General features: G+C 43.7%; 10 protein-coding genes and 2 pseudogenes. 1 reads left to right on the top strand and 11 read right to left on the bottom strand.

Going from position 1 to position 16,741, the window contains the following annotated elements; translation table 11 throughout:
• Positions 1-117: 117 nt before the first annotated feature.
• On the bottom strand, positions 118-2,274 hold the full coding sequence (locus NXM86_RS09775; RefSeq protein WP_498957926.1) for a DNA topoisomerase III: 2,157 nt from the start codon (positions 2,272-2,274) through the stop codon (positions 118-120).
• Positions 2,275-2,386: 112 nt separating this feature from the next.
• Positions 2,387-2,539 (bottom strand): annotated as a pseudogene (locus tag NXM86_RS09780) (aldo/keto reductase); the annotation flags it as partial.
• 135 nt (positions 2,540-2,674) lie between these two features.
• Between NXM86_RS09780 and pepF the strand changes: the two are divergent.
• Entirely contained in the window at positions 2,675-4,546 is a 1,872-nt protein-coding gene (gene pepF, locus NXM86_RS09785) for an oligoendopeptidase F (protein WP_498957928.1), read from the top strand.
• 81 nt (positions 4,547-4,627) lie between these two features.
• Here pepF and NXM86_RS09790 read toward each other — a convergent pair whose 3' ends face one another.
• The 9 genes and pseudogenes from NXM86_RS09790 to NXM86_RS09830 form a co-directional block, all read right to left on the bottom strand.
• Positions 4,628-5,068 carry a hypothetical protein gene (locus tag NXM86_RS09790; protein WP_081188715.1) on the bottom strand — a complete coding sequence of 147 codons (441 nt, stop codon included), beginning with the start codon at positions 5,066-5,068 and terminating at the stop codon, positions 4,628-4,630.
• 472 nt (positions 5,069-5,540) lie between these two features.
• Complete coding sequence (locus NXM86_RS09795) at positions 5,541-7,214, bottom strand: IS200/IS605 family accessory protein TnpB-related protein (protein ID WP_498957930.1); 1,674 nt, start codon at positions 7,212-7,214, stop codon at positions 5,541-5,543.
• Positions 7,215-7,440: 226 nt separating this feature from the next.
• Complete coding sequence (locus NXM86_RS09800) at positions 7,441-8,916, bottom strand: nicotinate phosphoribosyltransferase (protein ID WP_015863797.1); 1,476 nt, start codon at positions 8,914-8,916, stop codon at positions 7,441-7,443.
• 58 nt (positions 8,917-8,974) lie between these two features.
• Positions 8,975-9,526, bottom strand: coding sequence for a cysteine hydrolase family protein (locus NXM86_RS09805; protein ID WP_015863796.1), 552 nt, complete (start codon positions 9,524-9,526; stop codon positions 8,975-8,977).
• 501 nt (positions 9,527-10,027) lie between these two features.
• The gene (locus tag NXM86_RS09810; RefSeq protein ID WP_089097558.1) at positions 10,028-10,411 is read right to left on the bottom strand and encodes a hypothetical protein; all 384 of its coding nucleotides are present in this window, start codon (positions 10,409-10,411) and stop codon (positions 10,028-10,030) included.
• 114 nt (positions 10,412-10,525) lie between these two features.
• Positions 10,526-10,786: pseudogene (locus NXM86_RS09815) on the bottom strand (pre-toxin TG domain-containing protein); the annotation flags it as partial.
• 381 nt (positions 10,787-11,167) lie between these two features.
• Complete coding sequence (gene yidC, locus NXM86_RS09820) at positions 11,168-11,926, bottom strand: membrane protein insertase YidC (protein ID WP_498957932.1); 759 nt, start codon at positions 11,924-11,926, stop codon at positions 11,168-11,170.
• A gap of 22 nt (positions 11,927-11,948) precedes the next feature.
• The gene (locus tag NXM86_RS09825; RefSeq protein ID WP_062678042.1) at positions 11,949-12,227 is read right to left on the bottom strand and encodes a hypothetical protein; all 279 of its coding nucleotides are present in this window, start codon (positions 12,225-12,227) and stop codon (positions 11,949-11,951) included.
• 120 nt (positions 12,228-12,347) lie between these two features.
• The gene (locus tag NXM86_RS09830) at positions 12,348-16,529 is read right to left on the bottom strand and encodes a tetratricopeptide repeat protein (RefSeq protein WP_498957933.1); all 4,182 of its coding nucleotides are present in this window, start codon (positions 16,527-16,529) and stop codon (positions 12,348-12,350) included.
• Positions 16,530-16,741: the final 212 nt, after the last annotated feature.

A 16,741-nucleotide genomic window follows, 5' to 3' on the forward strand; every position in this document is an offset into this window, starting at 1 on the left:
TCAAAAAAATTTCCCTTACAAGTGTAATCGTACAATTTTTAGCTCTATTCGTAAATATGCTAATTGCCATTTTCTAGTGATGAAAAAAAAAATCTCCCCTCAACATGAGGAAGGAGATTATTTTTTCGGAAACGAAAACACTATTTTTTTCTCCTTTTCATCCCACATTAACGCTGCATCAAACGTTTTCTCTCCTTTTTTAAACCCTTTGATGACGTTCGTTTTCCCATGCTGCAAAAGCTTTTTTACATTGGCTTGCGAAATCGTTTTGCCAAGAATTCTTTTTGAAATCGTAAATGAGCATTTCGTCTTGGCATAATTGGCGCAGCCATAAAACTCGCCTTTGTCAATGACCGTTCCGCCGCATAATTTGCATGTGCCGACTGGTTTTCCTAACGTCGCTTTCGATGTGGTGCGCTGAATTGATGCCGTATCGAATCCGGCAAAGTTCCAGTGCTGCGACGAGGCAAGCGCGTCTTCGACGATTTTTTTCGATAATTTTTTTACTTGCTCCATAAAATGGGCCGCTGACGCCTTCCCTTCGCCGATTTCGCTTAGACGCTGCTCCCATTTCGCCGTCATTTCCGGAGAGGCTAAAATTTTTTCGCCAATCGCTTCGATGAGCACTTTCGCTTTATCGGTCGCATATACTTGATTTTTCTTTACTTCGATATAATTTCGCTCTTTCAGCGTCGTAATGATGGCGGCGCGCGTCGCTTCCGTGCCAAGACCTTCCGTTTTGGCAAGCACTTTTTCCAATTCTTCGTTATCTAAAAATTTCCCTGCCGTTTTCATCAGCGTAATCAGCTGACCTTCCGTATACCGCTTTGGCGGCTGGGTCTTTCCTTCTTTTATACGGACGTCCAGCACATCGCCTTGTTCGCCTTCACGGAGCGAGGGAAGAATTGCTTCCTCGCCCTCTTCCCGCTGGCTGATGACTTTCCGCCATCCTTCCTGGATTTGCTGCTTTCCTTTCGAAATAAACCGGGCGCGCCCATCAACAAGCGTGATAACGGTCGTATAGTCAAACACCGCCGTTTCGTAATGAGCGGCAATGAGACGCCGCACGACCAAATCGTAAATTTTCCGCTCACCCGCCGATAACTTCGCCGGATCGGCCACTTGCTCCGTCGGGATGATGGCATAGTGGTCGGTCACCTTTTTTTCATTAACATAACGTTTATTATGTAAAATGGACGTGTTCGGCAACGGAAAAAACGGTTGATACTCCGGAAACGCCCGCAATTTTTGCAAAATGTCCGGAAATGTTTCCGCTTCTCCTTTGGTCACATAGTTCGAATCAGAACGCGGATACGACACGATTCCTTTTTGATACAATTTCTGCAAAATATCGAGCGTCTTTTTTGGGGAAAATTGGTACATCTTATTGGCCGCTGCCTGCAAGGAGGACAAGTTGAATAACAACGGCGGATGAAACGTTTTTCTTTCCGTTTGAACCTCTTTTACTTCGGCCGGCTTGTTTCGACAAAACTGCGCGATTTTTTTCGCCAGCAGCTCCTCCTTGATACGCGTTTCCCCTTTTTCGTCCGCCCATTTCCCTTCGTATTGCTTATCGTCAATGTGAAACTTCGCCACCACTTCCCAAAACGGTTCGGGACGAAACTGCTCGATTTCCTTTTCCCGTTTCACGATGAACGCGAGTGTCGGCGTTTGCACTCTTCCTACAGAAAAGACATCATTCATCCCTTTTTGCTTTAGCAAAATGCTGTAAACACGAGAAGCGTTCATCCCGACAAGCCAATCGGCACAGGCGCGCGCGTACGCTTCTTCATATAAATTTCTTGTTTCGGCTTCATCTAACAGCTGGCGGAATCCTTCGTAAATCGCTTTTGGAGTTAACGACGAAAGCCAAAGCCGCTTCATCGGCTTTTTCACACCGCTCATTTGAATAATATTGCGGACGATCAGTTCCCCTTCTCTTCCAGCGTCACCAGCATGGATAATTTCCGTCACTTCCGGTTTGCGAAGCAGTTCTTTCACAATCGCAAACTGTTTTGCTTTCGCTTTTTCTACCTCATATTGAAAACTCTCCGGAATGATCGGCAGCGCCTCGAGCTTCCATTGTTTCCATTCCGGACGATACCGTTCGGGCGGAACGAGCTGGAGAAGATGCCCGATCGCCCATGTCATATACGCTCCTTTTGGGAACAATTCATTTGGAAAAATTTCAATATATCCTTGATGTTTTTTCGTCTGAAAAATCGACGCCAATGTGGCGCCTTGATCTGGTTTTTCGGCGATAATCACTTTCATGATGAATTACTCCTTGTTGTTCGTTGTGGATTACGGCACTTCATGTCCCATCGAGCTTTGCAAAATGTCAAACCACTGCTCGCGGCGAAGCGGCAGCATAAGTGCGCTCACCGTCAGCATGGTCAAACGTCGTAATTCCTTGTTCGAGGCAAAATTCAATAAGATCAAGTATCTGTTCTTTGGAATAATTCCACTCCGCTAGTCTCCATGATCCGTGAATAATGCGGGAGAAGGTTAAATCTTCTGCTAAACGTATTCTCTCCACAAAGTCCCCTCCTCTTCTTTATCGTACACATATACATTCCACATCGTTTCCGCCACTCCTTTCCTTGTATCGAGTAATCTTTTCGTTTTTGCGCATACTACGTAACAACGGAAAAAACAGGAAAGGAAGAGGCCGATGATGAAAAAACGATCGTATGTATGGTTGATTGTCATACTGCTGCTTATTCCGCTTCGAACGGATGCGGAAGAAACAAAAATCAATGCAAAATACCAATGGAATCTAGCCGACATTTACGTGTCGGAAGCCAATTTCAAACGCGACTATCAAGCAGTCGCCGATGCGTTGCCGAAACTGTCCTCCTATGAAGGCAAGCTTCAGCGCGCCGTCAACGTCGCCAAACTATTTGCCCTTAATGAAAGGATAGCACGAAAGCTCGAAAAATTGTCCCTTTATGCTCACTTAAAACAAGATCTTAACATTGAAGACAAGACGGCCGCTCATCTAAAAGCGCAAGTGGAAACACTGATTTCCGACTATGCGGCAAAAACGGCGTTTATCGAGCCGGAACTGCTGTCGCGTTACGAACGGACGCTTGCCAAGCTGCAAAAAAGCAAGCCGCTTAAGCCATACCGCTATTATTTTGAAGAATTGCGCGAACGGAAAAAGCATACTCTTTCCAAAAGAGAGGAACAGCTGCTCGCCAAGCTCTCTCCCATCATGAGTGATCCGGAAAACATTTATAACAATGCCGCGCGCGGCGATTATGACCCGCCTTCTGTGCGCACACCGGACGGAAAAATGGTTTCGTTGACGGATGAAAACTATACAAAAGCGCTTGAACATCCGGATCGCAACTATCGCAAGCGGGCGTTTCAAACGCGTTTTCAAAGCTATGAAACGATCGAAAACACATCCGCCGCCACGTTATACGCATCTGTGAAAGCGGACGAACTGTACGCGAAAGCGCGAAAATACAAATCTGGGCTCGATGCGGCACTATCGGCCGATGATGTGCCAAAACAAGTGTTTACCAATCTCATTTCTACCGTCAATACTCACTTGCCGTCACTGCATCGCTATGTCGAACTGCGCAAAAAGGCGCTCGGCGTCGACCGTGTCCACACTTACGATATGTCTGTGCCGCTCGTTGAAGAGACCATCGCGAAAAAAATGAAGTTTCCGTTCGAAACGGCGCAAGCGCTCATCCTTGAAGGGCTGAAACCGCTTGGAGACGACTACATCCAAAACGTGCGGCGCGCTTTCGAACAGCGCTGGATTGACGTCTATCCGCGCCCAAAAAAATATACGGGCGGCTATAATACGGGGGCGTACGACACCCATCCGTTTATTTTGCTCAACTACGACGGGTCGCTCGATGGCTTGCTGACGACCGCCCACGAAATCGGGCACGCGATGAATTCCGTCTATACAAACAAAACGCAGCCATACCATTATTCCAGGCAATCGATTTTTACCGCGGAAGTCGCTTCCACCGCCAACGAATGGCTGATGATGGATTATTTCTTAAAGCAAGCAAAAACGGACGAAGAAAAGCTGTATTTGCTCAACCAGCAAATCGATCAAATTCGCGGCACATTATATACGCAAGTAATGTATTCCGAATTCGAACAAGCGATTCATGACAAAGTGCGGCAAGGCGGGAGCTTAACCGCATCCGAACTGAACGAGCTTTGGCTTCGCCTGTTGAAAAAATATTACGGCCCTGCCTACGCCGCCGATCCGGAAGCTGCGCGCGGCTGGCTGCGCATTCCGCATTTTTATGATGCGTTTTACGTATACAAATACGCAACCTCGCTCGCCGCTTCCTTTGAGCTTGTCAAGCAAATGAAAGCGGATGAAACCGGAGAGGCGACTAAACGCTATTTGCAGTTTTTGCGCTCTGGAACATCCGATGACCCGATCCGCCTTTTACAAAAAGCGGGAGTGGATATGACATCACCGAAGCCGCTCGAGAACCTGCTTTCTTATTTCGATTCGCTCGTCCGCGAAATGGAACAGCTGTTGAAAAAACAAGGAAGACTGTAACCGGAAATAAGTCTGGCTCCAAAAGGTTACTTTCCAAGCCTTTTCGAGCCAGCGCTTTTTGATCCAATCGACAAACAACATTTATTTTACTTTAATGCGGAAAACATAGCTGCCGTCTCCTTGTTTCCAGCTCGCCATAAGATGATAAACATACATCCCGCTTTCACTTGGCGCAGTAATTTTTTTGTCGATCATCTTTACATTTATTTCTTTTCCTTCGTTCATCCTTCGCTTTACTGATAAAGAAACAGGTTCTTTTTCAAAATGTATTGCTATTTTGGAATGGGGAGCGACCTCAACCGGTTCGTGTACGTCTCCTACTTTCGCTGGAGGCGCATATTCCCAATCGACGCACTTTGATGTAAAAAATGTTTTCCAGCAGTAAGAACCTTGTGCAACAGGAATTTTTTGTCCCGACGCCGATATGTCTGGCACCGGAGGTTTGGAGCTGGCAGTCGCAAAAAAGTATGCTCCTAAACTGCATAAACCTGCGATCATCAATATAGCAAAAAATTTTTTCATGGCTACCTTCCCTTTTAGACCTTTTACTTATTAGACGGCGTTCGCTAAAAGATTGTTGCAACATATCATAAGCGAAGCGCATGAAACTTTCCCTTGATCCGTCTCTACGATGTTGTGGCTGTTTCTTTCAACCATTACCATTGAACTACCCCCACTTACCGGCTAAAGCCGGTTGAAGTGGGGGATTCTTGTTTCCTTTGGCCATAGCTGCTCAAAGGTCCCAAGAACCCCCTCCGTTCAACGAGAGGAGTAGCCATACAAGATGTCCGAAGTGTCTAGGACGACCAGCTATATGCCTATGAAAGCACATATAGAAGGTACACCATCTTCCATTCGTATGGCATCCAAAGAACGCATTGCAATGCACCCAGCTCCTAGAATCGCCATCTGCTCCGGTGACGAAAGTAAAAGACTGGTACAATGCGTTCTTTTATTCTAAAACTTCAAAAAATAATGATATTCTAATAGTTTATTATGCTAAAGTTTTTATTAATTGGCGTTTTTCTTCTTCTAACAACGATGGATGAAATACATCTATTCCTTGATATGGTTGATTGACATTAAAAATATAATACAGTGTATGTGTACGAACAGAAAACTTCTTACCCAAAATAGACCAATGCTTCCAATGATGAGAAGCATCTTTCGGGACATACTTTTTAAGCACCTTTGGAGTTTTTTCTTTATATCCTAATCCTCGACGGCCAATCGTAAATGCAGCTGCTTGGTGAATAGAAATACCAAATTTACGCATATACTTCAATTTCCCAGAGACAGAAGTAAAAGCCGGATTCACTTCTATAACAGCAACTCCCATTTTATCAGCACGGCTTTTGATCGCTTGTATCATTTTTCGATACGCGAACATACTCTTCATCCGATTTACTTTTTTGTTGCCGTATTTATTTCCCACTTTGGATAAAGTAGTATCCAATTTTTCCAAAACAATGGGTTTTTTCTTTCGAACCGCAATATCCACTAAAGCAATGGCTTCTGCTTCCAAAATTTTCGTGATTTGACCAGAAGTTTTCCCTTCTATCGAAAACGTTAATTTTTCACTTTCCAAAAAGTTACCATCTTTCGAAACATTTGTCCAAGCGATGTGATTATAGTTACAATCCACACCAATAACTCCATCGGAAGTAGAAAAATGAATATATGGATTCGATTCTACATCCACCAAACATTTGATGATATAGTATTCCCCGTGATCTTCGATCGACCAAGAAATGGGTTTTCCATACTCTTTTTTGTTTTTACATCGGATTTGATCTGTCACCGCTTTATTTACGATCTCTTGTCCGTATGGAAACACAACTCTAGGAAAAATCACCACCCTGCCTCCTATGGAGGTCATATGAAGTTCATTGGTTGCTGGATTGTAATGGAATACAAAGTTTCCAGAACCAGCATCTTTCCGCCCGGAGATGATCATTTCTTTATTTCGCGCAGTTAAAAAGAGCTTTCTCCAAGCTTCGTGGTCCTTTATCAATTCTTCTTTCGTAAATTGTTGTTTGAATAGTTTTTTACCACCAAAAACAGCACTTGGAATATGTTCTTTTAATTTCATTTTCTTTTGTTCTAATCGATCTAAACGATGTGTTAAACGACCGATTTTTGCTTTCGTCCGTTTCCATTCCACATCTAAATAACGATGTTCAAACAAATAGGAATTCATCCAAATCAAAGATCTGTTTTTTAATGCAAGAGAAATGATTCCGCTCTTATGCAAAACAAAGTTTGTATTTTTTGGAAAGCGCAAGTTTCCTTTGATACAACTTTCTTTGATTTTGCGTAATGTTGTCAGTTTGGTTCGTTCTGTTTTCAGTTTTTTCTTCACATCTTTTATTTTTTCTTCTGTCTGTTGAACGTGTATTTTATTTAATTCCATTAGAGAGGAGAAAAGAGCATTTGCTTCTCGGACCGCACTGTTGGCGAAATAATCGTTCAGTCCGTACTTTTTCTTCACAGCGATATGCAGACTTTCTTGATGTAATTTTCGTCCCCATCGTTTTTCTCGGACCAGCGTTTGAAAAGCGAAACGCTTTGCGCAGTTGAATAACTCTAATGCATAAGATGTTTCCGCCACAGGAAGAATATCCATTTTGGATTTATACAATCTTCTCGAAAAATAAGCTTTTTTCATCTTTTCTTCACCTATAACAGAACATAAGTTCGGTATATTTATTTATATTTTATGACAGAAGAAGAACATTTTTCAACTATTAAGATTACTAAAAAGACAAAAAATACCGATTCATCCCCCATCTACGCTTCGCTAAGAGGTGAGGGTCTTCTCGGCAAAAAAGATAAACCGAAAAAAGGCCACCGCGTATAGTCTTGCGGTGACCTTTCATCATGCCTATCGAAAATTAATGCTCCGTATCTCCCATCTTTTCAATCTTCTCTTTCACTTTCCGAATTTTCTCCATTTTGTTATCCCAACATGCTTGGCTTAAATCGACGGGATATTGCTCGGGATTCATCGTCCGCTTGTATTCGTCCCAAAGCAATTTTAAATTTTCTTTCGTGAATTGTTGAATTTCTTTTAGCGGAGGAGAAGTATATACGAGTTTTCCATCTTGGAAAATGGTATGATGCAAATCTCGCGCTTCAAAATTTGTCACAAATTTACTAATAAATGTATAAACAGGATGGAACATTTTCAGCCGTTCCTCTTTTTGCGGATTTTCGCTTTCAAGCGCAATATAGTCTCCTTCCGCTTTTTTGTTGATTTTATTAATAATGCGGTACACCCGTTTCAACCCAGGAGTTGTCACCTTTTCCGGGTTGCCGCTGATTTTAATTGTATCGACCATATTCCCGTTTTCATCCTCAATAGCGACTAATTTGTAGACAGCTCCTAAAGCTGGCTGATCGTAAGCGGTAATTAATTTCGTGCCGATTCCCCATGCATCGATTTTCGCCCCTTGGGATTTTAAATTAAGAATCGTTTCCTCATCTAAGTCGCTCGAAGCAAAAATTTTCGCATCTTTAAACCCAGCTTCATCTAACATTTTTCGTGCTTCTTTTGATAAATACGCTAAATCGCCGCTATCGATGCGTATGCCAATAAAATTAATTTGATCGCCTAGTTCTTTGGCCACTCTAATAGCATTTGGCACGCCTGATTTTAATGTGTCATACGTATCTACGAGAAACACGCAATCTTTATGGCGGCGCGCATATTTATGGAATGCGACATATTCGTCTTGATATGCCTGAACCAACGCATGAGCGTGCGTGCCAACAACCGGGATGCCGAAAAGTTTTCCTGCACGCACGTTGGAAGTCGCTTCAAAACCGCCAATGTAAGCGGCGCGCGCTCCCCACAGTGCAGCGTCCATTTCGTGCGCCCGGCGGCTGCCGAACTCCATCGCCATTTGATCGCCAAGAATTTGTTTAATGCGGGAAGCTTTCGTCGCAATTAATGTTTGGAAGTTGATAATGTTTAAAATCGCTGTTTCGATTAATTGCGCTTCAATTAATGGAGCTTCGACGCGAAGAATCGGTTCATTGCCAAAGACTAGCTCCCCTTCTCTCATCGAGCGCAACGTGCCTGTAAAACGAACGGTTTTCAAATATTCCAAAAAATCGTCCCGATACCCTAATTCCGAGCGCAAATAATCAATATCGCTTTCTGTAAACCGGAAATTTTGCAAATATTGAATAACCCTTTCTAAGCCCGCGAACACCGCGTATCCGTTTCCAAAAGGAAGTTTTCGAAAAAACACTTCAAATACGGCTTTGCGCTGATGAATACCGTCTTCCCAGTACGTTTCTGCCATGTTGATTTGGTACAAATCCGTATGAAGAGTAAAACTATCATCTGTATATTTTTGATGCATTGCATTACCTCCAAAAACTAGTCAGTTTTAATCCGCTTGTCCAACACCAACACTTATTTTATTCCACTACTTCCGCGCCTAACGAATGTTTGAAGTGATCGAGCGCCCATTCGTGCCCGACAGGATTGAAGCTCGCAACCGCTTTTTTATGTACGACGATGCGAAATCCTTTGTTATACGCGTCGACCGCTGTATGAAGCACGCATATGTCGGTGCAGCAGCCTACCAAATGAACTTCTGTAATTCCTCGTTCCCTCAGTTTAATTTCTAAATCCGTGCCCGCAAATGCGCTATATCTCGTTTTATCCATCCAATATACGTTATCTTTATGCTTATTCGCCTGATAAACCGCTTCCAACTCTCCATATAACTTCCGGCCTTCTGTGCCTTCGATATTATGCGGCGGAAACAGTTTCGCTTCTGGATGATACGTGTCGCCGGCTTTGTGGAGATCAATCGCAAATACGACATAATCGCCATTTTCGATAAACTCTTTCGTAATCCGCACAAGCTCTGATTCGATTTGCTGCCCCGGCTTTCCGCAAGTAAGCGCGCCGTGATCGGCAATGAAATCAATCGTATAATCGATGTTTATCAATGCTTTTTTCATACGCAGCTCCCCCATTATCCGAATTTTCACGTCGTGTGAATAATGCGCAAGATTATGCTCTGAGACGCGGCATATGTTGGCGCAGAGACACTTTCTTTAGCAGTATATCATTCTTAGTGTCGAATAAACACGATTTAAATTTTCAACCAATACAAGTACAATTATATATCAATATTCTTAGAAAAATCGATATTTCTGCCTTGAGTTCACGAGTTTAGGGATTTTTTTCGAACAAATCGCTTTGTTATGATGAAGTTTGTCTATCTTTCACTAAGTTCAGACCATTTCCCCTCTCATTTCATAAAGGAGTGTCTGTGCAATGTCAATATGACGACGGATGCGTAGCGTTGTTTCAGAGAATGGACAGAAATAAAAGTAGGCCCGAAACAATATGCTAATTTACACCCTCTTATAAACACGCTTTATTTTGCACAGCGATTAGTCTTAAAATAAAAAAACTCGAAAGGCTTGTAACCAATCAAGGTAATTAAGGTTTATCACTCACTTTTTTTCGTATACGGTAATAAATAATTCTCCGTCATCTTCTTCAAACACTTCCACGACTATATTCCGTTCCGGGAATCGATCTTTCAAACTAAGTGTCCAAAATACTTTCAGAACATTGCCTAAAACCTTTATTTGTTCTTCTATATCCTCCTTTTCGTCAACATTAATATGAAAAAAGTCTCTAACTTGGTACAGATTCATCATTTTTTCGATACATACTTTATCGTTTTGACAATCTTCTTTCCATAATTCAAAAATTTCTCTTGAAAACTTATCCTTTAATATTAGACATCCCTCTACTTCAAGAACGTCCGGATAAAAAAACTTCGCAAATGCAAGTGCAGTTTTTAAATCCGATTTAACATTAACATTTTCCATTCTTATCTCTTACTATTTCTGTTGAATTAGGTACGCCATATTCTTTCGGTTTATTTCTACTTTTTCCCCTCCCCTTTCCAACTACTTTATCCCCAGTATTGCCAGCGATATTCATTCCGCCTGGCGCATTACCGCGGCTGTTCGATAAAGCAGTTCCTCCTCTTCATTCAGCTTTTCTTCATATTGATGGAGCCAATGAAAAAGTTCGTCTTTGAGCTCATCGATGGCATCAGAGCCAACTCCGGGAATCTCCATCACTAAAGAGGGAAGTTCCCAGGAAAGCGTGGTCCGCGCGCGCTGACAGGCGTCTTCCGCATCGGGAACATGCTTTGCTACTGCTTCCAGATCTTCCGGCTGAACTCGAATCGCAGTCATTGTATTTCCTCTATCTTTCGCTCTATTCGGGCGGTTTCCCTGATTATTTCATGAAGAAGATCGTCTTCGGTCACATTATGTGCCTCGATTTGTCGCAAGTCCCCGTATACCAATTTTTCCAGATGACGATAGGGACTTTTTCCTTATCTATTATTCTGCTACGGTAAACATGTCAAAGTTCCTTCGAAAATTGCTTTGTTTATGGAACAAGCTTTTTCATGCTGGGAACGATGGCGATAAAGAGGATGATCAGAAAACCAAAACAAAAAATAGAAAAATACAGAAGAAAAGGTAATAATATATAGATAGCATCAATACGTGTAAGGCGATAGACCAAACAAAAACCCGCCGCCTTCCTTACATAGAAAGCGGCGGGGCTGTTTATCTTGTCTGTCCATTTTCTGCGGCTTTGACCGCTTTTAGTTGTGTACGTAAAATCAATGATTGAATGATCGAGAAGCAGCCGCCGACAACCCAGTACAAAGATAGTGCGGACGGAACGGAATTTGCCCCGATAAAAATCATAATCGGCATGATATATGACATCATCGCCATTTGCGGCATTTGTTGTTCCGTCATTGATGGCGACAACCGCACCGAGATGAATGTCGCGAGGCTTGCCAAAATCGGCAAAATGAAGTAAGGATCGCGATGGCCGAGCTGCACCCATAAAAACGAATGGAGCTTAATTTCTTGGGTGCGTGAAATTGCGTAATAGAGTGCCATAAAAATCGGCATTTGAATAAACACCGGCAAGCAGCCGCTCGCAGGATGAATGCCATGTTTTTGATATAGCTGCATCATTTCCTTCTGGAGTTTTCGTTGTGTCTCGATATCGTTGCCTTTATATTTCTCTTGGAGTTTTTGCAATTCCGGACGAAGCTTTTGCATCGCAATCGTTGTTTTATATTGCTTTAAGATCAGCGGCAACAAACAAAAACGAACGATTAACGTTAACACAATGATGGCAATCCCATAGTTATCTCCAAATAGATGCCCAAGCATTAAAAGCAATTTCGACATTGGGTAAACAAAATAATGATCCCAAATACCTTGGCTATGTTCGTCAATCGGCGCATTGCGATTGCATCCGCTTAATAAAACAACCATTCCTAGTAATGTAAAAATCCATTTTTTCATAAGAGACCTCCTTATTGTTTCATCAATGTGCGAAGAATAAAAGAGGTCTCCTTCCTTCTTCATCGGATTGATAGGAATGTTCCCGTACAGGAATTTTCTGCTTTTGCGGCGTGAAAATTCGGCGGAGAGGGATCATAGCACGCGTAAAATATACGTGATCTTTTTCCCGCTCTGCACGTGCAAGTGTAACGTCATATAAAAAAGCTTTCGTTTGCCGGTATTCGGTGATATAACATCGCATCACAACAAGCAGTGCGCTGACAAGCGACACATACGTCAGCAAATCGAAGGGTGCTTCCACTCTCCCACCTCTTTTCTATCGGGAAAACTTTCTCGTACTAACCATAGCAAATTCCACCGAGAAAGAAAAGAAAAATATTTGTTCAAGTGATGCCAACTTTTCACAAGGCGTTTTCTCGATTTATGGCCGCATGAAGGATGCAAATAATTTCTCTTCTTTTGCCAATTTAGAAAAATAACCAGTTTCATCTTCGTCAAGGATATACGCTAGTTCGGCTTCCGCTTCTTGCATTCGTCCGAGCTTGGCCAAATAACACGCCCGTTGGTAATGCGCCGATAAATCCACTTCATCGAAACGAAGCCATTCTTCCACTACCGAAAGCGCCTTTTCTGTTTGTCCACGTTCATCATATGCCCGCGCCAACTCACTCATCAACTCTGGATCGTTCGGATGATGGCAAAGACCGTTCGCAAGCACATGAATCGCTTCGTCATAGCGCTGCTTGTCATTATACAGTGTTCCTAACGCCAAAATACTGCGATATAGCAGCGGATCGGTTTCGATTAATGAAAGAAAGATACGCTCCGCTTTCTCTTCCTGCCCATCATCGAGAAGCAATAACGCCTTTAACTCCAGCATCGACAAATCGTTTGGTTGCTCCTCCAAAAGCCGCTCGATCCACTCTTTTGCTTCTTTTCTTAACTTACTGCTGTCCGCATTGACTAGCAGCATGACAAGCTTTCGCGCGACCTCCGCATTCCATTCGTATTTTAACGCTTTACGAAGCGTTTTCATCGCATCATCGAACAACTCCCCCGCTTCGTAAAACTCAGCGAGGCGCTCATACGCTTCCATATTGCCGCGGTCTAGACGAATCGCTGTTTCATATAAATCGATGACGGAAGCAGCCGAGAAAAACTGTTTCGTCCATGCTTTTGCCCGCGTCCATATTCGTTTCGCGAGCGAACCTTCCTCTTCCTGACGCTGTGCGCTCATGACATACGAGGAAAGAGAAGAAGCGACATACATGTACACCAAACTTTTATCGTTGTTTTCCAGCTTCCATTTACGCAGCCGTTCGCTAATCTGTACTAATCCTTTGATAGTATGCAAAAATGCTTGAATATACGTGTCATATAGTTCTTCATTGCGGACATCTTGTTCGATGAGCCGTTCGATAATGGCTATGGCTTCATTTATCTTTCCTTCCTTTATTAATACTTTCGCATAATGGTGCAGCAACTCCGCATGATCGGAATCGATGCGAAGCGCTTGTTCAACTGCTTCTTTTTCTTTGTTGAGCTCACCGAGCATTCCGTATACATAGCCAAGGCTGTCATAATACCAAATATCGCCTGCTTGGGCGCGTGCGGCTTCTATCGTCTCTATTAGCGAAGTGGGATTGTCAAACAATCGAACGGCATTCTCTACATGGACGTGAAGCGGATCGTGCTCGAGCGCTTTTTTCAAATGAAACCGCTGCTTGTCCGCATTTTCTTCGATTTCATAAAGAACAGCTAACCGAAGATGAGCAACTGTAAACGTCTCGTCTATCGCGAGACACGCTTCGTAATATCGTTTTGCCTCGTCGAATCGTTCCAACGTACGATACGTTTCGGCGAGACGATAGAGTGGAAACGTGCTTTTGCGAACCTCACTCGCTCGTTCATATAAACGGATGGCGTTGGCAAACAGGCCCATCTGCTCATAGAGCACACCGAGATAACAAAGCGCGTTGATATCGGTTGGCCGTTCGACTACTAACTTCTGAAGAAAGGTAATTCCCCGTTCGACAAGGGAATGGTCGATCAGTCGTTCGATATAAAATTCGTACGCTTCGGCCGCATCAAATTGCGCAAACCGCAGCCCGTCTTCCAGAAACGAAAACGCAACGTCACGGTCCTCCGATGCTGCTACTAACCCGTTTGTAAAGAGCATTTTCCCCGCGTTTAATAAAAACTCACTATTTTGGGCAAAGAGTTGTTTTTTGTCAAACAAATACTGCTTTGCTTTATCGTCCTGTCCGTTTTGCACCCACACGTACGCCATGCCGAGATGGGCAAATACATCTGTCTCGTCCTGTGCGATCGCCTTTTTATATTGTGTTTCCGCTTTTTCCGGTTGTTCTTGTTCCATATACCAGTCGCCGAGACGGACGTATAAGATGGACGCATGTCCGGCCTTTTTGATTCCTTCTAATAAAATGGATTCGACTTTTTCCGGACAATCCAATTGGCCCTCATATAAATCAGCTAACGCCAAATACGGATACGGCTCCTGTTCTTCGAGCGCTTTGGCAACGAGAAAACCGCGCTCTGCCTTGCGAATTTTTCCTAGCTTTTCGTCGCATCTTGCCCGTTCATACCATAAATGCGCTTCGCGTTTGTGACGGCGCAACAGCTGATCAAAAAAGGCTCGCGCCTCCTGAAACTGTTCCGTGTGGAATAAAATGATGCCGTGATTGGTGCAAACAAACGGGCCATCAGGCTGTAGGGATAAAGCGATTTTCGATAATTCAACCCCTTTCGCTTCATTTCCGTAATACGTTTCGCTAAGTGCCATATAACTCCATACATCCGGCTGGTCAGGGTCAAGCTGAAGGGAAGAACGGAAATGTCTGCTTGCTTCTTCGTACCGGCTTTCGTAAAACGCAATCCGTCCCCGCAAATAGTGGTAGAGCGGACTGTGGTCTTTTCCTTTCACCCGCGCCAGCACCGCTTCGGCACGTTCGATTTCTTTCACATACACATACGCTTTCGCTGCTACAAGCAGCAAATCATTGATATCGCCGTATTGGGCAAGCACCCGCTCGGTATAGTTGATAAGCAACTCTTTCGCTTCTTCCGTGCCAAAATGTTTGACGACATACAGCCATGTATACGGAATATGGTCATGTTCGCGCAAAAACGCGAGAAACGGCGCCATATACGCTTGCTCATCTTCATCCATTTTTTCGGCGAAGGCATGAAGCTGACGGAAATATTGATCTTCCGCTTCCGGCAGCGATATAGCGATCGCTTCTTTTTCCCGGGGAATCGCAACAATCGACAAATAATGTGTTCCCGCATACCATTTTTCGACTTCATCATAAGCAACAACCAATGGCTCGAGCATGTTTGGGTCTTGCACGTAAAACGCACCAAGTCGCTCATCATAGCCAAATAATACTTGCACGTGAGACGAATGCTCGTAATCGACGCTTAACAACACCGGAATCCCTTCATCGATCAACCGTTTCCACCGCTCCGCAGAACCGATGAAAAAGCGGCACCAAAATCCAAGCGTTTCCAAATAATGAACGGTCGTCGATAATTTTGAGCCGCGCACATCGAAAATATGCTTGGCGATTTCATCTTGTGTAAGCGGTTTGCCCAACAAACGAAGCATCATTTCTAAACTCGCAGGCACGCAATAATTATGCTTTTGAACAACAGGCACAATCGGTAACATCACCTGGGCACCGGAGGCGCGTTCGAACACGCGAGCATATGGCGAAGAAGCCAATGATTTCTCCGTCTGAACGAGCGCTGCAAGCTCGTCCATTTTGCCGAGCTTATAGTACATTTGCGCGCGCGCATGGGCAAAATAGCGGCGGTGTACATGATAAGGAGCTAGCCGATCAACCTCGTCCATCGCTGCCAATGCTGCCTCGTACTCATGCAAATCTCGCAAACGCCGCGCTTTTTCCACATATAATGCGGGAACTTGTGGAAACCGTTCGATGCCGCGCTCCACGATTTCAAGCGCTTTTTGATGCTGCCCGTTTAACGCGTATAAATCCGCAAGCAGCAAATGGCACATATCGCCGCGTTCCCATTCCGCTAGCCCTTTTCGCAACACTTCTTCCGCTTTGTCACGATCGCCGGCTTCTATGTAAAAGTATCCCCACTTATCGTACATCGGCAATGTTTCATACTGCTCGACCACTTGCATCCATTCGCGAGCTTCTTCGATCCGTCTCATTTCGAGCAACGCTCGTACAAGAGTAAAAGCGGCGCGCGCCACATATTCCCGGTTTTCCTCACTTACTTCGATCGCTTCCAACCGCGGCCGCAGTGCTTCCTCGATATCGAGCGGTCTTCGTTCTTCGAGCCACTCATCACATACCCACGTTAACGTTTGCAATGTGGAAAAACGGCGGTGGGCGTAGCGCGCAAGCACCGCGCTATGGCGATACATTAATGCGTAATCAAATAGACGAATTAAATGATAAAACGGTTCTACCGTTTCAAACGAACGCAGCTGTGTTCTCCAATAAAAAAGCAAGCGCTTTTCTGTTTCCGCAAGCACCGGCTTGATTTCATTCAATGCCTCCATGATACGTTTTTCTTTGATATATGTGGCGATTCGTTCTATATTCATGTGCGAAACCCCTTTACTTTTCTTCTTTCAAAATATCTACGTAGCATAATGTTTTGCCATACAATCCCGCTTTGTGGACAAACATGATATATAACACTAGTGTAAAACGGATTTATAATTGAACTCTATAGATTTATAGATAAAAGAACAAAAATGATGACGGCCATTTTTTAACAAAAAAGATTTGCCCGGCACTCGCCGAAACAAATCTT

Source organism: Geobacillus sp. CX412, assembly GCF_027942335.1.
GTDB classification, from domain to species: Bacteria; Bacillota; Bacilli; order Bacillales; family Anoxybacillaceae; genus Parageobacillus_B; species Parageobacillus_B toebii.